This window comes from Poritiphilus flavus, from assembly GCF_009901585.1.
Classification (GTDB): Bacteria; Bacteroidota; Bacteroidia; order Flavobacteriales; family Flavobacteriaceae; genus Poritiphilus; species Poritiphilus flavus.
Window position 1 is genome coordinate 235,626 of sequence record NZ_WXYO01000008.1, and the last position, 18,235, is coordinate 253,860.

At 44.7% G+C, this 18,235-nt stretch carries 19 protein-coding genes; 15 read left to right on the top strand and 4 right to left on the bottom strand.

The window, feature by feature from the left end; all coding sequences use genetic code 11:
- The first annotated feature begins 49 nt into the window (after positions 1 to 49).
- The 3 genes from GTQ38_RS18215 to GTQ38_RS18225 all read left to right on the top strand — a co-directional run bounded on the left by GTQ38_RS18215 (position 50) and on the right by GTQ38_RS18225 (position 3,406).
- Entirely contained in the window at positions 50 to 1,150 is a 1,101-nt protein-coding gene (locus GTQ38_RS18215) for an acyloxyacyl hydrolase (protein WP_161436997.1), read from the top strand.
- Positions 1,151 to 1,385: 235 nt separating this feature from the next.
- Positions 1,386 to 2,177 carry a head GIN domain-containing protein gene (locus GTQ38_RS18220; protein ID WP_161436998.1) on the top strand — a complete coding sequence of 264 codons (792 nt, stop codon included), beginning with the start codon at positions 1,386 to 1,388 and terminating at the stop codon, positions 2,175 to 2,177.
- A gap of 125 nt (positions 2,178 to 2,302) precedes the next feature.
- The gene (locus GTQ38_RS18225) at positions 2,303 to 3,406 is read left to right on the top strand and encodes a serine hydrolase domain-containing protein (RefSeq protein ID WP_238858023.1); all 1,104 of its coding nucleotides are present in this window, start codon (positions 2,303 to 2,305) and stop codon (positions 3,404 to 3,406) included.
- A 690-nt stretch (positions 3,407 to 4,096) separates the two neighbouring features.
- Here GTQ38_RS18225 and GTQ38_RS18230 read toward each other — a convergent pair.
- Positions 4,097 to 5,071 carry a M28 family peptidase gene (locus tag GTQ38_RS18230; RefSeq protein ID WP_161436999.1) on the bottom strand — a complete coding sequence of 325 codons (975 nt, stop codon included), beginning with the start codon at positions 5,069 to 5,071 and terminating at the stop codon, positions 4,097 to 4,099.
- Positions 5,072 to 5,255: 184 nt separating this feature from the next.
- Here GTQ38_RS18230 and GTQ38_RS18235 point away from each other — a divergent pair, with 184 nt between their 5' ends.
- The 3 genes from GTQ38_RS18235 (at position 5,256) to GTQ38_RS18245 (ending at position 8,017) form a co-directional block, all read left to right on the top strand.
- The gene (locus GTQ38_RS18235; protein ID WP_161437000.1) at positions 5,256 to 6,158 is read left to right on the top strand and encodes an AraC family transcriptional regulator; all 903 of its coding nucleotides are present in this window, start codon (positions 5,256 to 5,258) and stop codon (positions 6,156 to 6,158) included.
- Between the two features lie 109 nt (positions 6,159 to 6,267).
- Positions 6,268 to 7,140, top strand: coding sequence for an SDR family oxidoreductase (locus tag GTQ38_RS18240; RefSeq protein WP_161437001.1), 873 nt, complete (start codon positions 6,268 to 6,270; stop codon positions 7,138 to 7,140).
- A gap of 4 nt (positions 7,141 to 7,144) precedes the next feature.
- Positions 7,145 to 8,017: an SDR family oxidoreductase gene (locus tag GTQ38_RS18245; RefSeq protein ID WP_161437002.1), complete on the top strand. Its 873-nt coding sequence runs from the start codon at positions 7,145 to 7,147 to the stop codon at positions 8,015 to 8,017.
- Positions 8,018 to 8,042: 25 nt separating this feature from the next.
- Here GTQ38_RS18245 and GTQ38_RS18250 read toward each other — a convergent pair whose 3' ends face one another.
- On the bottom strand, positions 8,043 to 8,435 hold the full coding sequence (locus tag GTQ38_RS18250; RefSeq protein ID WP_161437003.1) for a Fur family transcriptional regulator: 393 nt from the start codon (positions 8,433 to 8,435) through the stop codon (positions 8,043 to 8,045).
- A gap of 142 nt (positions 8,436 to 8,577) precedes the next feature.
- On the opposite strand from GTQ38_RS18250, the gene GTQ38_RS18255 reads away from it, so the two are divergent.
- The 4 genes from GTQ38_RS18255 (at position 8,578) to GTQ38_RS18270 (ending at position 11,175) form a co-directional block, all read left to right on the top strand.
- Positions 8,578 to 9,486 carry an NAD(P)/FAD-dependent oxidoreductase gene (locus tag GTQ38_RS18255; RefSeq protein ID WP_161437004.1) on the top strand — a complete coding sequence of 303 codons (909 nt, stop codon included), beginning with the start codon at positions 8,578 to 8,580 and terminating at the stop codon, positions 9,484 to 9,486.
- A gap of 61 nt (positions 9,487 to 9,547) precedes the next feature.
- Entirely contained in the window at positions 9,548 to 9,991 is a 444-nt protein-coding gene (locus GTQ38_RS18260) for a nuclear transport factor 2 family protein (RefSeq protein ID WP_238858024.1), read from the top strand.
- Positions 9,992 to 10,050: 59 nt separating this feature from the next.
- Positions 10,051 to 10,647 carry a hypothetical protein gene (locus tag GTQ38_RS18265; protein WP_161437005.1) on the top strand — a complete coding sequence of 199 codons (597 nt, stop codon included), beginning with the start codon at positions 10,051 to 10,053 and terminating at the stop codon, positions 10,645 to 10,647.
- 51 nt (positions 10,648 to 10,698) lie between these two features.
- Positions 10,699 to 11,175, top strand: a complete 477-nt coding sequence (locus GTQ38_RS18270) for a YdeI/OmpD-associated family protein (protein ID WP_161437006.1) — start codon at positions 10,699 to 10,701, stop codon at positions 11,173 to 11,175.
- Here GTQ38_RS18270 and GTQ38_RS18275 read toward each other — a convergent pair.
- Together GTQ38_RS18275 and GTQ38_RS18280 are read right to left on the bottom strand one after the other, a co-directional pair.
- Positions 11,172 to 11,879 carry a LytR/AlgR family response regulator transcription factor gene (locus GTQ38_RS18275; protein WP_161437007.1) on the bottom strand — a complete coding sequence of 236 codons (708 nt, stop codon included), beginning with the start codon at positions 11,877 to 11,879 and terminating at the stop codon, positions 11,172 to 11,174. The genes GTQ38_RS18270 and GTQ38_RS18275 overlap by 4 nt on opposite strands.
- Entirely contained in the window at positions 11,879 to 12,961 is a 1,083-nt protein-coding gene (locus tag GTQ38_RS18280) for a sensor histidine kinase (RefSeq protein ID WP_161437008.1), read from the bottom strand. Before GTQ38_RS18280 ends, GTQ38_RS18275 begins: the two co-directional genes overlap by 1 nt.
- Before the next feature lie 208 nt (positions 12,962 to 13,169).
- Between GTQ38_RS18280 and GTQ38_RS18285 the strand changes: the two genes are divergently transcribed.
- The 5 genes from GTQ38_RS18285 to GTQ38_RS21050 all read left to right on the top strand — a co-directional run bounded on the left by GTQ38_RS18285 (position 13,170) and on the right by GTQ38_RS21050 (position 18,200).
- Positions 13,170 to 14,138, top strand: coding sequence for an ankyrin repeat domain-containing protein (locus GTQ38_RS18285; RefSeq protein WP_161437009.1), 969 nt, complete (start codon positions 13,170 to 13,172; stop codon positions 14,136 to 14,138).
- Positions 14,139 to 14,253: 115 nt separating this feature from the next.
- Positions 14,254 to 14,631 (top strand): bleomycin resistance protein, encoded by a 378-nt coding sequence (locus tag GTQ38_RS18290; protein WP_161437010.1) that lies wholly within the window; start codon positions 14,254 to 14,256, stop codon positions 14,629 to 14,631.
- A gap of 23 nt (positions 14,632 to 14,654) precedes the next feature.
- Positions 14,655 to 15,620 (top strand): NAD(P)-dependent alcohol dehydrogenase, encoded by a 966-nt coding sequence (locus tag GTQ38_RS18295; RefSeq protein ID WP_161437011.1) that lies wholly within the window; start codon positions 14,655 to 14,657, stop codon positions 15,618 to 15,620.
- A 19-nt stretch (positions 15,621 to 15,639) separates the two neighbouring features.
- Entirely contained in the window at positions 15,640 to 17,157 is a 1,518-nt protein-coding gene (locus GTQ38_RS18300) for a M20/M25/M40 family metallo-hydrolase (RefSeq protein WP_238858025.1), read from the top strand.
- A 65-nt stretch (positions 17,158 to 17,222) separates the two neighbouring features.
- Positions 17,223 to 18,200 (top strand): helix-turn-helix domain-containing protein, encoded by a 978-nt coding sequence (locus GTQ38_RS21050; RefSeq protein WP_238858026.1) that lies wholly within the window; start codon positions 17,223 to 17,225, stop codon positions 18,198 to 18,200.
- The last annotated feature ends 35 nt before the right edge of the window (positions 18,201 to 18,235 follow it).

An 18,235-nucleotide genomic window follows, 5' to 3' on the forward strand; every position in this document is an offset into this window, starting at 1 on the left:
CGATTACTGACTACCTTTCACTTACAACTTTTAGCTACTTTTGCCCCCAATGAAGCTAAGAATCCATATGGCCTGCTGGCTTTTTAGCCTTTGCGGTTTTGCGCAACAAGCGGAAAAGCTAAGTACATACACCCTGGACACCAGCCCGTTCTACGGCTCAATTCTGCTTCACAATACGGATATTTCGCATTTGATCTCGGCCCATCCGGCGGGTTTTATACTGTCTTTTAACAAGAAGACTTTTGGAGAGGAATCCTGGCAGCAATCCTATAACTATCCGGACAGCGGTTTCTCATTTATTTACCAGGGGATGAACAATCCAACCCTGGGAGAGAATTTTGGGCTCTACGCTCACTATAATTTCTATTTTTTCAAGAGGAATCTGCAATTTCGAATAGGCCAGGGAATTGCATACAACACCAACCCTTATGATAAGAACGAAAACTTCCGTAATAACGCTTATGGTTCCCACTTGCTGAGTACCACCTTTCTAATGCTAAACTATCATAAGGAGAAGCTTTTTCGCAATCTGGGGGTAAAGGCCGGGATCTCCCTGGTGCATTATTCCAACGCCAATTTTAGAGCGCCCAATACCTCAACGAATACGTTTGCTTTTAATGCGGGTATCGTCTATTCCCTGGAGGAAGACTGGGATAAGGGCTACCTGGTACAGGACAAGCCGGAAAAGATCACCGAAAGGATAAAATACAATATCGCATTCCGGACAGGACTGAACGAAAGTGATGTGATCAATTCAGGACAATTCCCCTTTTACATCATTTCCGCTTATGCGGATAAGCGTCTGGGAAGAAAGAGTGCCTTGCAAATTGGAACGGATATTTTCTTTTCAAATTTCCTGAAAGAACTCATTCGGTTTCAAGCCATTTCCTTTCCGGAAATGAATGTAGATGCAGATACTGATTTTAAAAGGGTTGGGCTGTTTCTTGGACACGAATTGTTCATCAATAAAATGAGTGTGGTAACCCAACTCGGATACTATGTGTATTACCCCTTTGATTTTGAAGGGCGTATGTATAACAGGATTGGACTTAAACGTTATTTCGGTGACCGTTGGTTCGGGGCTGTTACCCTGAAATCACACGCAGCCAAGGCTGAAGCCGTAGAGTTTGGCGTGGGGGTGAGACTGTAGTTCAGTTGGCAGTTGGCAGTGGGCAGTGAACAGTCCTCCTTCGCTAAAGCTTCGGAGGATACTATAAGTTGGCAGTTGGCAGCGGGCAGTTGGCAGTTCGAAATGTCAGGTCGAGCGTCCGCCCGCGCCTGTACGGACGGGGAGTCGAGACCTAGTTAGTTCAGTGAACAGTCAACAGTGAACAGTAAACAAATAAACCAATAAAGGAATTGACAAATAAACGAATAAAACACCTATGAAATCCGTAATAAGGAATTTGGGACATACAACCGGCAGGCAGTTTGCCCTGGCTGCGTTATTGATCGCCTTAAATGCCTGTAACGGAGACAATGTTCCGGATTGCTTTCAGAATGCCGGAGATATTGTTCGGGAAGAAGTGACCGTAGGTACTTTTGACAAGATCACCGTCTTTGAAAAGGTGCGCCTGGTCTTGAAGCAGGACAATGAGCAAAAAGTAGAGATTGAGACCGGAGAGTTTCTAAGGGATGAAGTCAGCGCGGAGGTGGAGGATGGAAGGCTTATACTGCGAAATGCCAACAATTGCAACTTGTTCCGGGATTACGGTCTTACTACAGTCTATGTCTCCGCACCGAATATTACGGAGATCCGCAGCAGTACAGGACTGCCCGTTGAGAGTGAAGGTATTTTGGGATATAACTCCCTGGACCTGATCTCCGAAAGTTTTAGCAATCCAGAGACTGAAACCACGGATGGCTCCTTTGAGCTGGATGTGAATACAGATGAGTTGGCCATAGAAGTAAACGGCATAAACTTTTTTCAATTAAGAGGAAATGTTTCAGATTTCTCCGTTTTTATCGCGGCCGGGGATTCGAGAGTAGAGGCGCAACAATTGACGGCACAGAATGTCCGGATAAATCACAGAGGGAGTAATGATATCCTTGTGAACCCACAGGAATCTTTAACCGGAGTGATACGAGGCACAGGAGATGTGATCAGTATAAACAGGCCGGACTCGGTTGATGTGGAAGTGCTGTTTAGAGGAAGACTGATTTTCAGTGAACAGTAGACAGTGAACAGTCCTCCTTCGCTAAAGCTTCGGAGGATTAAATCTGTTTATAGTTGGAACAGGAACAATTACGATTTTACAGTTTTACAATTTTACAATTCAACACATAAACGAATCAGCATCCTTTGAACCCAATAGTCTCATACCTTAAAAATCTTCTGGCGTTCAGAAGAGTAATCGGAGATCATCAGAAACTGCGCGGACTCACCAGGGCGGATGCTTTGCTAAGTGACCTGACCAGCCAGGGAGTCGTTCCCGGGATTTCAGTGACGGTCCTCAAACAGGGGAAGTTGTTAATACAGCAAGGTTATGGTTATGCAGATCTGGACAAAAAGGTGGATGTAGATCCAAAAACCACTATTTTCAGGGCGGCCAGTGTGTCTAAGCCTATTGCGGCAACAGCCCTTGCCAAAATGGTGGCCGAAGGCACTATTTCCCTGGACGATTCCGTTTATGATCACCTGCCTTATTTTCCAAAGAAACAAGCTGATATAAGCTTGCGGCAACTGGCGGGCCATACTGCCGGGATACGGGGATACAAGGGAAAGGAATACGCCCTGAACAGGCCCTACTCCATAAAGGACAGCCTGGAAATTTTCCAGGATGACGAGCTGTTGTTTGATCCTGGTACCGGCTACCATTACAACAGTTATGACTGGGTTTTGGTTTCTCTGGCCATGCAGGAGGCCTGTGGGCTGCCCTTTGCGGATTATGTAGAGGAGAAGGTGCTAAAACCTCTGGGGATGCAGAACACTTTTCCGGAACATTCAATAAAGGATCTTCCTAATGTAGATTCCGAAAGCAATGAATACTCAAGATCTGACCGTATCGCCACTTTCTATTCCAGAAACCTCAGTGGTTTCCGACGAGCCGTAACTGTAAACAACGCCTACAAACTGGCCGGAGGGGGTTATCTATCAACCTCTGAAGACATTGCCAGATTGGGTCAGGCCTATCTTGAAGGAAAGATCTCTTCTAAAGAAGTGCTATCAGACTTTCTTAGTTCACAAAAAGTCAAAGGGCAGCCGACTTATTATGGATTGGGGTGGCAGGTAAGCGAAGACAAGAAGGGAAGGCCTTATTACGGCCATGTTGGCAACGGAGTTGGGGGCTATAGCAATTTCTTTATATATCCGGAGCAACAACTCGTTGTAGCCATTTTGATCAATTGTACGAATCCCAATGTGCAGGATACCCTGGATGAGGTGGTGGAGGCTTTGCATGTGTAACGGTGTTGATTCGGAACACTGAGCTAATTCGGAAGTGTAAGCTTAAGTTTAAGTTCAATTGAAAGGTTTTGAGTTTTAAGTGTTGCATTTAAACTTTGAAGAGTCCTTGCTTTGCGCTATACGTTTTATGTCTACTGCTTGCTGCCAACTGCCCACTGTATTCATCCTCCGAAGCTTTAGCGAAGGAGGACTGTTCACTGCCCTAACTAGGTCTCGACTGCCCGTCCGAACGCCTTGGCCGGGTGGACGCTCGACCTGACATTTCGAACTGCCAACTGCCTACCGGCTACTGCTTACTGAAAACCGGGGTTCCAAACCCCACCCCGATTTCAAGTTATTGGTTCTTACTGCATTTTAAAAGCAGAGAGGCAATTTGAAGATTTGAAGAAATGTGAAACTGTAAAATTGAGGAATTGTGGAATTAGACTATTGGATTGTTAGATTTTTTAAACTGTTGGATGTTAAGACGAATTCTTGAATGCTTTGCCAAGTACGTTTAAGAGCAAATCGGTACATCTAATATCGTACATCTAATATCGTACATCTAATATCGTACATCTAATATCGTACATCTAATATCGTACATCTAATATCGTACATCTAATACCGTACTTCATATATCGGTCTTACGCTTTGCGCTATACGCTGAGTACTGACCATCAACTATCAACTACCTACTACCAACTGGAATCATTTTTCCATAAACAAAGAAGGTTCAGTGACCTTTATGTCGCTGGGGTTGTTAAGAAAGTAATCCGCGATGGCCTTGTATAAAAGGCAATGATCTTCTACACCTTCCCAGTTCCAAAGTGCAGTGATCTCATCCTCCGGACTGTGTATCTTCCCAAAGGGGATCGGTTCGGCGGTTTTACCGCCTTTTAATTGGTCTCCCGTCCAGAGTGTCAGTGCCGGGACACTTCGTTGAAGGAAGGAGGCAGTGTCAAAACTGGTGTTCAATTGGTCTTCCCAACCCGGACTTTTGTAGACCCACCCCAGAGGCTTTGCAATAGCTTCTATTTGGTCTACATAATCTACACCGCGTTTGGGAAAAACGAAGTAGTCTTCCCGCACTCCGCTTACATTGAAACCATCAATGTTCAGGCATATTATGATATCTTCAATGGGAAATACCGGGTTTTCCACATAAAATTTACTTCCGTATGCGCCGAATTCCTCTGCCGCCGTCGCAACAAAAACCAGATGGCATTCCGGGGCTTCCTGCTCAGCGAACAGCCTGGCTATTTCAATTAGTGCAGCTACTCCGATGGCGTTGTCAAGGGCCCCGTTATAGATGGAATCGTTTTGCTCCTCCTTTTTTATCACGCCATATGCATCATAATGAGCGGTAAATACTATGGACTTTTTAGTTGTGGCCGCCCCTTTGATAACCCCTACAATATTGGCCTCTGGCTGCTGCTGTTCCGGAAATGGGAATTCCTGGTAATACGATTTCTCTAAACCGGGTTCCAAGCCTATTTCTTTGAATTGAGTTGCAATGTATTTTGCCGCAAGCCGAATACCTTCGCTACCTGTTCCTCTCCCTTTTAACTCGTCTGAAGCAAGGTAGGTGGCATGGGCCTGAAATTTCTCTCTCAACTGGGCACCGCCTGCAAGAGGTAGCACAATGGCTATGCAAATCAGGGCTTTTTTCGCTATAGAAGTCATATAAAAAAGGTGTTTTTATAATGACCACGATTATTGAAAAAAGTTACATTGCCGGTGAGCTTACTTAACTGCCAGATAAGTTCCGGTTTCCACTTAGTTTTTCTAAATTTAGGAAAGAAGACCAGTATCGGTTGCTAATTTAATTTGTCCGCCGCCCCTTAAGTGAAAGGGCCAGTGTTAATAAATGGATCTGATTGTTCATCATAATATCTCTGACCTCTACCGGTCCCTAAACCTGCCATTGGAGCAGGAATTAGATTTTACCATCCATTTTCTTCCTGATCTGCATCAGAAACTACCGTTTAAGTCACCGGTTTTTAGGGCAGATTACTTTTCATTCGTATTTGTTAAGGATGGTAAGGGATCTTATACCATAGACGATAATACCTATCCTTTTGAATCGCGGACCGTATATTTTACAAATCCCGGGCACATTAAGGCTTTTGAAATTATTCAATCCAGAGACGCCTATATTATAACCCTTACGGAAACTTTCCTGATGGAAAATGTTCACCCTGAGATCTTCAAGGAGTTCCCCTTTCTGCTCGCGGAGACCGTTCCGCCCAAAACCCTGGACCAGGAGGTATACTCGGAGTTCGAACTCCTTTATACCCAGATATTCAAAGAGTTTCGGAATCCGGGTAAATATCAAAAAAAAGTTTTGGGAAATCTATTCGTGGTTCTGTTACTCAAGATCAAAGCTTATTTCTGGCAAGATTACAATCCGATAGAGGAGGGCGATAGAAACTCTCAGATCGTCAAATCCTTCAAACGTCTTTTGGAACAACAGTTTAATGGTTTGCTTAATACGGGATTTGAATACACCCATACGGTACAGGATTATGCCAATGAGCTTAATTTGCATCCTAACTATCTGAATACCGTCATAAAATCAAAAACTGGAAAATCCGCCCATCAATGGATAGCTGAAAGATTGATTTCAGGGGCTAAATCCCTTTTGAAAAATACCTCATTAACTGTGAAGGAGATCAGTATTCGATTTGGCTATAGTGAACCTAATCATTTCAGCAGGTTTTTTAAAAATTACAGCGGTCAAACACCCTCTACTTATCGAAAAAACAGCTAGTAACATCTTCTGCTTTGAAATTGGTACTTCTTCCTATAATATGGGTAGGTAGTTCCTGCTCATATAGTCCGTGATTTGCAATGTAATTATGAATTTAAAAAGAAGAATCATGTCAAAGAAGATTTTTATTACAGGGGCCAGTGGTGGATTTGGCGCCCTTACGACCAAGAGTTTATTAGCGCAAGGCCATCAAGTGGTAGGAACAATGCGCAGTACCAGCGGTAAAAACGCAGAAGTTGCTTCAGAACTAAAGGCAGCAGGCGCTGTCCTGGTGGAGATGGATATAACAGAGGAGAATGAGGTAAACCGTGCTGTGGAAGAGGCCATTGAGTCGCTGGGAGGCCTGGATGTACTCATTAACAATGCTGGTGTAGGAGTACTTGGGATGCAGGAGCACTTTACTCCGGAGGACATGCAGTACATTTTTGATGTCAACATCTTTGGAACGCAACGCGTAATGCGTGCGGCATTGCCTTATTTACGCGGCCAGGGGCATGGACTGGTACTGTTTACCTCTAGCTTATTGGGCAGGATAACCTTACCCTTCTATGGAATTTACAATGCCTCAAAATGGGCTTTGGAAGCTATTGCAGAGAACTATCGTACCGAATTGTCCCAGTTTGGGATTGAGTGTTGTATCGTAGAACCAGGAGGTTACCCCACTACTTTTATGGATAACCTCAAAAAACCAAGCGATTCCAGCAGAGTTGAAGCGTATGGGGAATTTATGAATGCTCCCGGCCTGATGTTCGAGAACTTTGAAAAAGCCCTGGAAAGTAACCCTGAACAGAGACCCCAAAAGGTTGCCGATGCCATTGTTGAGTTGGTTGACATTCCGAGTGGAGAAAAACCTATGCGTACAGTAGTGGATCATATGGGGATGGGAACTCACGTGGTTGCCTACAATACACAGTTGGATCAGATGACCCATGGTATTTACAGCGCATTTGGAATTGAAGGTATGCTAAAAGTAAAAAGTTAACCTTATGGAGAAGTCAGCTATGAGCCGTAGGGTAGCCATTAAAAATACCGGCAAAGCTGCCGCCGTTTTTGGGGCGGGCCTGGTTCCGGGAGTGTCATTAAAGCAGAACTCGGCGGTGTTTTCGGAAAATGAACTGAAAGGGAAAGTGGCCATTGTAACAGGCGCCAGAAACAACCTTGGAAGGGGTTACGCTGTAGCCTTTGGAGCAGCTGGCGCCAATGTAGTGGTGCATCATCATAAACCGGATAGCCGGGATCAGGCGGAGGAAACTGCTTCTTTGGTGGAAAAAGCTGGTGGTAAGGCGGCAATTGCAGTCGGCGACCTCGGGCAGCTTTCCAATATTGAAAAGTTATTCGATACGGCTATTGATCAATTTGGCCGGGTAGATATACTCGTTAACAATGCGGGCCAGATCGTTAAGAAGCCCCTCTCTGAGGTGACCGAAGAGGAATATGATCGCCTGGCAAATATCAATTCCAAGGGTACTTTTTTCTGTATGCGAGAAGCATCCAGAAGACTGGCGGACAATGGTAGGATCATAAATATTGGTACCACTCTTTTTGGTAAACTTACACCTAATTACTCGGCATATGCTGGCACCAAGGCGGGAATGGAAGAGTATGCCAGAGCCCTGGCCAGGGAAGTAGGTGGTAGGGGAATCACGGTAAATGTAGTATGCCCGGGCCCTATTGATACCCCATTTTTCCATAGCCAGGAACCACCCGGTGCTGCGGCATATGTGGCTAAGTTTTCGGTTGCCCAAAGAATTGGAGAGATCTCGGATGTAGTGCCTCTGGTCTCATTTTTGGCTTCCGAAAGGTCGCAATGGCTTACAGGGCAGACCTTTTGGGTAAACGGTGGTTACTACAGCAGGTAGGCTTTTAGTTACTTCGGGTTCAGTTTCAGGACAAGCGGGTATGCTGGTAACAATCTTTGCAAACCCCACTGATCACACAGTTTAGGCTGGTCACCTGATACCCGGCCGGGACCGAAAAGTTTACCGGCTCCTCCAGGCATTCTATGGATTGACAAGAAAGGCAGCGAAAATGAAAATGATTGTCCCGGTGTTTCTTTTCGCTGCAATTCAAACATAAGGCAAAATACTGCTTCCCGTCCTCAGCCACGATTTTGTGTACCAGCCCGTCTTCACAAAACCTGTTGAGGATGCGGTAAATGGTAGCCCGGTTGATCTCTATATTAATTTCAGACTCAATACCTTCCTGACTCATTGCCCTGCCGCTGTCCTTAAGAATCTTCAATACGGCCTCCTTTGTCGGGGTTTTTCTTCTTTGCATAATTTATTAATGCGACTATGTTGCAATAATAAAAACTATGTTTAAATTTGTCAAGAAAAAAACGAAAAAACCCGCCTTCATAGGAAATTAGCTTAAAGCTACCTTCTTCATAGCCAGGCTGGAGCGCATCTAAATCCGAAGAATGAACACACCAAACACTTTTGAAGTAATAATCATTGGGGGAAGTTATGCCGGGCTTTCTGCCGCTATGGCCCTGGGTAGGTCCCTTCGCAAAACACTGGTAATTGATAGCGGTAAGCCCTGTAACCGACAAACCCCGCATTCCCATAATTTTCTAACCCAGGATGGCCAAAAACCCTCCGATATTGCCCGTCTGGCAAGGAAGCAGGTGGAAGCTTACGATAGTGTAAGTTTCCTGAATGAACTTGCTACGGATGGGAAAAAGACGACTTATGGTTTTGAGATCCGCACGGAATCCGGGAAGGCTTTCCAGGCTAAAAAACTGATTTTTGCCACAGGCATCAAAGATATCATGCCGGATATCAAAGGGTTTGCTGAGTGTTGGGGGATCTCTGTTATCCACTGTCCTTACTGTCACGGTTACGAGTTCCGTAGCCGGAAGACCGCCATAATGGCTAATGGAGACCGCGCCTTTCATCTGGCTTCCATGGTAAATAATCTAACCGAAGACATTACTATTCTTACGATGGGCAGGGCTGAGTTCAGTCCGGAACAATTGCAAAAACTCGAGAAGAACAGCGTTCGTATCGTGGAGGAAAAGCTTTCTGAAATTGAGCATGAGCATGGCCACTTAAGCGCGTTGCACTTCAAGGGAGGAAAAATGCAGCATTTTGACGCTCTTTATGCCAGTATCCCATTCGAACAGCATACGGATCTACCCGGCAAACTTGGATGTGAGCTGACTGAAGACGGTTATATTAAAATTGATGACTTTCAAAATACCAGTGCGGAAGGTATTTTTGCTTGTGGTGATAATACTAGCTATTTTCGTTCTGTAGCACAGGCGGTGTCCACAGGTAATGCAACAGGTGCTTATGTGAACAGGGAACTAACAGAAGAGCAGTTTTGACCCATAGGAAAACAGCATTGAAATTGTTCGGTAATCTCCTGTAATTAAGAGAAAATGCACAATGAGATTTCTTGGATTAATAGGGATTTTGATATTTACACTTGGCTGCCAGATGAAAAACGGTACTAAAGAAGAACGAAAGAAAGTTATTGAACACTATATCCTTGCATACAATGCCTTCGATGTTAAGGGTATGACAAGGGACCTGGACGATGATATTGTTTTTGAAAATATTAGCCAGGGTGAGGTGGATCTCCGCACAGAAGGCGTGGATGCATTTACCGAGCAAGCTGAAGCTGCGACGCAATACTTTAGCAGTAGGGAGCAAAGCATTGATAGCTGGGATTTTGAAGGGGAAAAAGTAGTTGTGCGTATCGTTTATGAAGCCGTTTTGGCCGTGGATCTCCCAAATGGAATGAAAGTGGGTGACACCTTAAAGCTAGAGGGTAGTTCAGAGTTTGAGTTCAGGGACAAAAAAATTATCACCATCCGGGATAGAAGCTAAACCGGGTCTGTTTCCCAGGGATTACCTATTTTTGAGGGCCTGAATAAAACAGTTTCCCCATGATTTACAGGATCTTCATTGCTTTCATTTTCATCAGTACCTTTGGCTTTTCTCAGGAAGCTTCCATCCCCTGGGAGTCGGATTACCAGATCCAACTAGAAGATTTTAAGGCTTCTACCACGCAGATAAATAAAGACCTTTCCAATATTTCGGTTCACTCCGGGGTAATGATAGATTTTGGCTTCCAAATGTCTAATGTTGCCTTTATGTTCACCAAGAATTTTAATTCTAAAGTTTCCTGTAACTTTCACAGGAATGCCGCTTCGCTGATGGCCCCGGACAGTCTTAAAGCACAGCAGTTAGTAAAATTGGTCCGTTTTGACTTCGATCTTTCCGAACTCTATGCCAGAAAGATCAGAAGAGAGCTTTACGAAAACAAAAAAGCCTTCTCTGATCCGAGGTTTTTCCAACCTTATTTCGATAAACTGATCGCAGAAAGAAACGAAATTAGTTCCCGGGTTTACAGTGCCTCGGATTTTGGAAATAAGTCGGAAGTGCTTCAACAAGAACACCAGGCCATTAAAACGGAGATAGAGGCTCTGGCAGATTACTGCAAATTGTGCAAGCCTCCCAAAAAGCGCAAAAAGAAGAAGTGAAATTGGTATGAAATAAACCGGTTCTACATCAAACCTTAAAATGGATCTTTTATGCCCAATTTTACCTTTAATCAACCCGTCAGACAACTCGAAAAAAGGAAAGGGGGCTACTATTACTTCAAAATTGATAAAGACATTGTAAAGCAGTTTGAGAAGCAGCGCGCAACCCGACTCCTATGTACCCTGGACGATAGCATTTCCTACTCCTGCGGCCTGAATCATTTTGGAGACGGGAATTTCTTTATCATTCTGTCTACAGCAAATTTGAAGAAACTAGGTAAACAACTTGGAGATACCGTTTTATTTGAGATAATCGAGGACCCGAACCCCTTGCCCTTGGGTGTTGAAGTCCCCGAGGTATTAACGGTACTTTTGGCCCAGGACCCACAGGCAAAGGCTGTTTATGAGAAGTTAACAGACGGAAAAAAAAGAAGTTTAATCTATTCTATAAAGGGAATTAAGGACATAGACAAACAGGTTAAGCGGATCCTCGCTTTTTTAGAAGAGCAAGGAGCAAAGTTTCGTTAAGGACGTTTTAAGATGCTCAGGATGGCTTTCTTATAACTATCCCCAATCGGAACTTCAGTTCGCCCTATTTCGATATCCTTTGCGGTAAAAGCAGATATCTTGGTAGTGTTTACGATATAGGAGCGGTGTACACGCAGAAACTGATCCGGGAGTTTTCTTTCAAATTCACTGATCTTGTCTTTGGTAATAATGGATGTTCCTGTAGTGTGTATGCGAATGTAGTCCTTAATGCTCTCCACATGCGTGATCTCTTTGAACAATACCTTGACGTATTTCTTATTCGCGTTCACATAAATGTGATCGTTCACCGGCTCAGTTTCCTTTGGAAGTACCTTCGGATCTGGGATCCGGGCTATCTTCCGGTACTTGTTCACCGCGCGGAAAAACCGGGTAAAGCTGATGGGCTTTAGCAAATAGTCCACAATATTTAACTCATAGCTTTCCAAAGCATAGTCCCTATGAGCCGTTGTAAAGATCACAGCGGGTGGGTCCGGTAGGGATTTAATCAGATCTATTCCACTAAGTAGCGGCATCTGAATATCCAAAAAGATGAGGTCTATTTGCTGAGTTTTTAACATCTCAAAGGCGTCCAGTGGCTTCTGAAAACTACCCTTAAGCTCAAGATCTTCGATCTTTTCCAGGTGTTGTGCAATAACCTGGATAGCCAGTGGTTCATCGTCAATGATCATGCATTTTACAGGCATCAGTCTTTGCTTAAATCAATAGTTAATACCGCCAGATAGGACTCTGATTCTTCCCTGATCTCCAAATTGTGCTTGTTCGGATAATCCAGTGTCAGTTGCCTTTTTACATTGGGTAAGCCAATGGAATTTCTGCCAGGTTTGACCACTTTTTCCTCTTTTGCCTTGGGTTTAGTATTGAAAACACTAAGGCTTAGCCTCTCATTCTGAGTTTTGAGGGATATGTTGATCTCCGGCCTTCCAGACTGCCCCCCAGTACCGTGTTTGAAAGCATTCTCTATCAACGCCAGCAGGATCAGAGGAGCTATTTGGGCTTGTTCGTCTTCGAGATCATAGCTAAAATCCAGGTCTAGTTGCTCTCCGTATCGCAGTTTTTCCAGATCGATATAATTCCGGATAAGTTCAATTTCCTTGTCGATGGAAATGCGTGGTACATTACACTGATAGAGGATATAGTCCAGCATATCTGCAAGTTTCAGGACCATTACAGGAGCTGTGTCGGATTTTGTCAGAGTCAGGGCGTATAGATTGTTTAGGGTGTTGAACAGAAAATGCGGATGGATCTGGGTTTTCAGGAACTTCAGTTCATTGGTCACTTTTTCTTTGCGCAATACCTCCAGGTCGTGTTTTTCTCTAAACCTTTCCAGGATCATCTTAACAGCAAGCATTAAAAAGGCGGTAACGTAAATGGCCGGGGCGTAGACGGCCAGAAGGTAATAGGGGTCAGAAACGATCTCCATTACGGATTCCTGTTCGAAATCCGTTCGGATAAAGGGTTCTGCGATATGCACTATCCCAAGCCTGGCCAGGACAGAAAAAAAGTAGATGAAAAATAAGAAGCTTACAAAAAACAAAAGATACTTCTTCCGCAGCAATAGCTTAGGTACCTGATAGTACACCAGGGTATAGGCAGCCATCATTTGAAAAGGAAGCAGGGTCAGGTAATTGATGAATTGTTGCTTAACTCCACCCGTATTCAAAATGGCCAGAAGGGTCAGGATAAAGAATAATCCGCCCCAAAACACCAGGTGGGATAACCACCTGCGTTTTAAAATGTGATCAACAAATCCGTTATTGGAGCTCATCACTACAACATTAAAGAAAATTAACACTTCTCAAGCCCAAAATCGATAAAAAAGGTATAAGTACCCATTTATCCGGAGTTTTGGATGACCAATGCGATAAGCAGGCCAAAAAGGCTTTCCGGTTGTGGAAAACGCCGTTTCATCTACTTTACAAAAAACCACTTATTTTCCTTGCTATGTTTGGGAGTGAATATAAAATCCTAATAAAATGAAATATGTAGCTTCACTTTTGATATCACTCTTATTCTCCGTGGTCCTGAATTCCCAATCCGACAATTGCGACGACCTTCTAAGGGCTATCTGGTCTAAAGACGCCAGGGAAGTAGAACGACTTCTTCAATCCCAAAATCCAAATTGTACCTACTATGGAGAGGATCAGCCGAGGTCCCCCCTGGGTGTGGCAGCCACCGTGGGCGATCTCAATATTGCCAAACTACTTGTAAAATACGGGGCGAAAGTGTCTTTCTATGCCAAAAACGACGCGAATGCCCTGATGATCGCTGCTGAATCCGGCAACCTGGAACTCGTATCCTTTCTCATAGAGCAGGGGGCCAACGTCAATGCCCGGATTCAGAACGACGGCACACCGCTTATTGCCGCGGTAAGGGGAAAAAACATTGATGTAGTAAAACTACTTCTCAAAAAAGGTGCCGACCCGGATATTGACATGGATGGAGACGGAAGTCCTATTCTGATAGCGGCAAAAACCGACCAAATAGAGGTATTGAAGCTACTTATGAGCTACTCTGCGGATATTGATAAGGAAAGCCCGGGAGATGGAACCGGATTGATCCGTGCCGCTGCCAAAGGAAACCTGGACATGGTTATGGCTATGGTAAAACTAGGGGCGGATGTAAACAAAGCCAGCGATGGAGATGGAAACCCGCTTATTATGGCTGCGAGATCCGGACATCTTGAGGTCGTAAAATACCTGGTGGAGTCCGGTGCAGATGTAAACCGGCACGTAAGAGGAGACGAAACCCCCTTGATCCGCGCAGCCTGGAATGGGCACCTTGAAACTGTAAAATACCTCGTAGCCAAAGGAGCGGATGTTAATACCACGGTACGCGACGGTTATGGATTCAATTCCGAAAGAAGGAACGCCCTTAAAATGGCCAAAAGAGAAGACCATGATGAGGTAGTGAGATTTTTGATCAGTAAGGGGGCGAAAGAGTAAGCCTGAATTCCAAATTGTCCAAAATTATATCGCCTTGTAAACGCGATTTATTGGGTGTGATTGCCAGTCAAATTCCGGGTGAAATTCACTATTTTTAGTGCAAACAACCCGGATTATGGCAGAAAACAAGGAAAACTTTTCGCATTCGGCTACCATATTGAGCGTATCCAATATGGAAGAATCCCTCAGCTTTTACAGTGACAAACTCGGCTTCAACATCAATTTCACCTGGAGGGAACCAATAGAATACGCCGTACTTAAGCGGGGGGATGTCAATGTGCATCTCAGCCTTCAGGATCCTGAAGTGACCAACAATGGACTTCACACCAACCTCTATGTTTTCGTCTATGATGTAGACGGGCTGTACCAGGATTTTGTGAACAAAGGTGTGAACCGAATATCTAAGCCGGAGACCCACGATTACGGTATGAGGGATTTCGATGTCAGGGATCCTGACGGCCATGTCTTGTGTTTTGGAAGAGGTACGGAATAGGGGATCCATCGAATGATTGAAGGGTGAAAGCAATATTGCATACCAGATACGGACCACCGGAAGTTCTATTGCTGTCAGATCTGCCAAAACCAACTCCAGGGCCAAAAGAATTGCTGATCAGAGTACATAAGACTGCGGTTAACCGGACCGATTGCGCGATGCTGCGGGCCAAACCTTTTATTATGCGCTTTCTTACCGGACTATTCAAACCAAAAAAACCCGTATTAGGCACTGAATTTGCAGGGGAAGTGGAGTCTGTAGGTGAAGAAGTCTATAGTTTCCGTCCAGGGGATAGGGTATTTGGCTTTGACGACAGCGGCCTTGGAACCTATGCGGAATATTTTACCGTTACAGAAAACAAAGGCATCGCAAAACTGCCCGAAGCTTTAGCTTATGCACAAGTTATTGGTGGTATTGAAGGCCTTCACTATGCCTACAACTTTGTCAACAAAGTAGATTTTAAATCGGGTGAACGGGTTTTGATAAATGGAGCAACCGGAGCCATTGGCTCAGCGATGCTGCAGTTGCTTAAAGCCTATGGCGCATGGGTCACCGCTGTTGGAAACACCCGGAACCTGGAATTGCTGAGAAAGCTTGGCGCTGATGAGGTAATAGACTATCAGCAAGAGGATTTCACCAAAAGCGATAGGCAGTATGATTACGTTTTTGATGCTGTAGGAAAGAGTTCATTTTTTAAGTGCAAACGACTTTTAAAAGCAAAGGGAACCTATATCTCCTCCGAATTAGGATATATGATCCAAAACCCTGTTCTCGCCCTGCTAACCCCCTTAACAGGTGGCAAAAAGGTGCGATTTCCGATACCTTTGCAGATCGATAAAAGTATTGAGCTGGTTAAAGCGTTGATAATTGAAGGAAAATACGAAGTGGTGATCGATAAAAAGTACAGCCTTGAGGAAGTCCCTCAGGCTTTCAAATATGTAGAAACAGGTCAGAAAACTGGAAATGTTGTAATTGATGTTGTTTCGTAATCTTATAAAATCCGTGATCATGCCTTTAAATCCAAAATTAACCCTCCTTTTAACCCTGATCTTTGCTGCAGGAACATGCATGGCCCAATCCGGCACTGATAGGGATAAACAGGCAGAAGAATACAGCCAGAGGTCCTTTCCAGTGCTTAAGGAAATACTCAGTATCCCTAACGACGCCTTTTATCCTGAAGCTATCGAAAAAAACATCCAGTGGTGCGAGGTAGCTTTTCAAAAACAAGAATTCCAAACCACCCATATATCAACAAAAACCGCCCCCTTGCTACTGGCTGAACGCAAACATCCCAGGGCTGGCAAAACGGTATTGGTGTATCTGCAGATAGACGGTCAACCGGTAGACAGCACTCGCTGGTTTCAGCAGAGTCCGTACATCCCGGTTCTGAAAAGACCATCCGGGAACGGCAAATGGGAGGAGTTACCCTGGGAGCGGATTGCGGAATACGAAGATGATTGGCGCGTGTTTGCCCGATCGGCCAGCGATGCCAAAGGCCCTGTAGCCATGTTTTTGAGTGCTCTGGAGGCTATTCGAGACGAGGATCACAGTCCAAATTTCAACCTGAAAGTCATCATGGACTTCGAAGAGGAGTTAGGGTCGCCCAACCTTCCTGAAGCGGTAGAACAAAATAAGGAATTGCTGTCTGCGGACATGCTGGTTATCTTTGACGGCCCCAGACATATTTCAAATAAACCCACGCTAACCTTTGGTGCCCGCGGTATAGCCACAGCTACGCTAACTACCTACGGGCCTGTGGTTTCTCAACACAGCGGGCATTTTGGAAATTACGCGCCTAATCCTGCCTTAAGACTTGCCAAAATCCTGGCTTCAATGAAAGACGATGAAGGGCGAGTAACCCTTGAGGGATTTTACGATGGGATTTCTATAAGCCCGGAAACCGAAGCGGTGCTGCGTGCCGTACCAGACGACGAAAATGGAATCAAAGAACGGCTTCAGATAGTAAATTCAGATAAAGTCGGGAGCTATTATCAGGAAGCAATTCAATATCCCTCTCTGAACATCCGGGGGATGCAGTCCGGATGGATAGACGAAAAAGTGAGGACCATTGTACCTGCCTGGGCCAGGGCGGAAATTGATGTTCGACTGGTTCTGGAGTCGGACCCGGAAAGGCTGCTAAAGCTGATCGGAGACCACATTCGCTCCATGGGGTACTATGTGATCGACAGAGAACCCAGCAGGGAGGAAAGGCTTAGCCATGAAAAGATCGCGACCTATACCACAGAGATCTCCTATCAATCCTTTAGAACGGATTTTGATTCGGATGTTGGCCTTTGGCTTCAAAGGGCTTTGTTTAAGACCTTTGGTGAGAAACCCGTAATGATCCGTATGAGCGGAGGTTCCATCCCGATCTCCCCATTTGTGAATACCCTCGGGATTCCCGCCGTTACAGTACCCACAGTGAATCGGGACAATAACCAACACAGCCCGAATGAAAATCTGCGGTTGGGGAATTACCGGGAGGGCATCCAAACCATGATCGCCATTTTGAAAGAACCCCTGTGAGATCAAATGACGATTGATTTTAAGCAGGGAATACCCTAACTTTAGTCTGTAAAATCCGCTGAAATATGCTCAGGCATTTTTGCTTTCTTTTTCTTCTACTAACTGGAGCTTCGCTACTTGGGCAGGATGTCATAACGGGCTACGTCAGTCTTAAAGAGCCGGCCCTGTGGGAAAAGCAGGTTTACCTTTCCCGGATTGAGCTCAATGAGTTACAGCGTATTGACAAAACCAGGCTCATTGCAGTATCCCCTATAAGCCAGGATGGTTATTTTTCATTTAAACGGGAACTGCTACCAGAAAAGGAATCCGTATACCGCCTGCATATAAAAGCCATTAAGAAGGCGATCGGGCAGCTGCCTAAACACGATCAACTGATCTTACTTTCCAATAAAGACAGGCTTCATTTTGAAAAGGGAGATGCCATCTTTGACAAGTACCGCACTACCAATCTGGCCGACAGGGAATGGCAGCGTTTGCGAAGGTTTGAGCGGGAATTTTACGCCAGTGAGGATAAGGAAGAGCACCTAATATCCGGGCGAGATAAGGCTTACAGGTCTTTTGCCAAGGATTCTCTTCAGATCCTTATGGTTAAGTTGATCAGCATCCGGGAATTAGCGAACAAGCAATTGTTGAACAAGGATATTCTGGAGAACCCGACCTATTACCAGGGATTGCTTGAAGAACTCAGATCAAGCGAAATAGATCAGGCCGAGTACTACTTTTTAGAACAAAGACTATTGCTGGTTTTAGGAAACAAAACAGCCAGGAATTATGAGATCAGCATATGGGTAAATCTGCTTCTTGGTGGCCTTGTATTATTTCTATTGGGATTGATGTTAAAAGCCCGGAAAAAGCGTCAGGAGGTTTCTGTGCCGCTCAGCAGACAGGAAAGCAATGTCCGTAGCCTGATCCTGGAAGGTAAGACCAACAAGGAAATCGCGAATGAACTTTTCATAAGCGTTAATACGGTCAAAACACATATCACCAACATTTATCAGAAGCTTGATGTGAGGAGCAGAAAAGAGCTTCTGCAGAAAAAATAACATCCTCACAGCGGTGGTAAAGTTGGAATTCCATC

What these genes read in the sequence shown, in the direction of transcription:
- GTQ38_RS18215 (WP_161436997.1), top strand. Translation starts at nt 50, where the DNA reads ATGAAGCTAAGAATCCATATGGCCTGCTGGCTTTTTAGCCTTTGCGGT.
- GTQ38_RS18220 (WP_161436998.1), top strand. Translation starts at nt 1,386, where the DNA reads ATGAAATCCGTAATAAGGAATTTGGGACATACAACCGGCAGGCAGTTT.
- GTQ38_RS18230 (WP_161436999.1), bottom strand. Translation starts at nt 5,071, where the DNA reads ATGACTTCTATAGCGAAAAAAGCCCTGATTTGCATAGCCATTGTGCTA.
- GTQ38_RS18235 (WP_161437000.1), top strand. Translation starts at nt 5,256, where the DNA reads ATGGATCTGATTGTTCATCATAATATCTCTGACCTCTACCGGTCCCTA.
- GTQ38_RS18240 (WP_161437001.1), top strand. Translation starts at nt 6,268, where the DNA reads ATGTCAAAGAAGATTTTTATTACAGGGGCCAGTGGTGGATTTGGCGCC.
- GTQ38_RS18245 (WP_161437002.1), top strand. Translation starts at nt 7,145, where the DNA reads ATGGAGAAGTCAGCTATGAGCCGTAGGGTAGCCATTAAAAATACCGGC.
- GTQ38_RS18250 (WP_161437003.1), bottom strand. Translation starts at nt 8,435, where the DNA reads ATGCAAAGAAGAAAAACCCCGACAAAGGAGGCCGTATTGAAGATTCTT.
- GTQ38_RS18255 (WP_161437004.1), top strand. Translation starts at nt 8,578, where the DNA reads ATGAACACACCAAACACTTTTGAAGTAATAATCATTGGGGGAAGTTAT.
- GTQ38_RS18260 (WP_238858024.1), top strand. Translation starts at nt 9,548, where the DNA reads ATGAGATTTCTTGGATTAATAGGGATTTTGATATTTACACTTGGCTGC.
- GTQ38_RS18265 (WP_161437005.1), top strand. Translation starts at nt 10,051, where the DNA reads ATGATTTACAGGATCTTCATTGCTTTCATTTTCATCAGTACCTTTGGC.
- GTQ38_RS18270 (WP_161437006.1), top strand. Translation starts at nt 10,699, where the DNA reads ATGCCCAATTTTACCTTTAATCAACCCGTCAGACAACTCGAAAAAAGG.
- GTQ38_RS18275 (WP_161437007.1), bottom strand. Translation starts at nt 11,879, where the DNA reads ATGCCTGTAAAATGCATGATCATTGACGATGAACCACTGGCTATCCAG.
- GTQ38_RS18280 (WP_161437008.1), bottom strand. Translation starts at nt 12,961, where the DNA reads ATGAGCTCCAATAACGGATTTGTTGATCACATTTTAAAACGCAGGTGG.
- GTQ38_RS18285 (WP_161437009.1), top strand. Translation starts at nt 13,170, where the DNA reads ATGAAATATGTAGCTTCACTTTTGATATCACTCTTATTCTCCGTGGTC.
- GTQ38_RS18290 (WP_161437010.1), top strand. Translation starts at nt 14,254, where the DNA reads ATGGCAGAAAACAAGGAAAACTTTTCGCATTCGGCTACCATATTGAGC.
- GTQ38_RS18300 (WP_238858025.1), top strand. Translation starts at nt 15,640, where the DNA reads ATGCCTTTAAATCCAAAATTAACCCTCCTTTTAACCCTGATCTTTGCT.
- GTQ38_RS21050 (WP_238858026.1), top strand. Translation starts at nt 17,223, where the DNA reads ATGCTCAGGCATTTTTGCTTTCTTTTTCTTCTACTAACTGGAGCTTCG.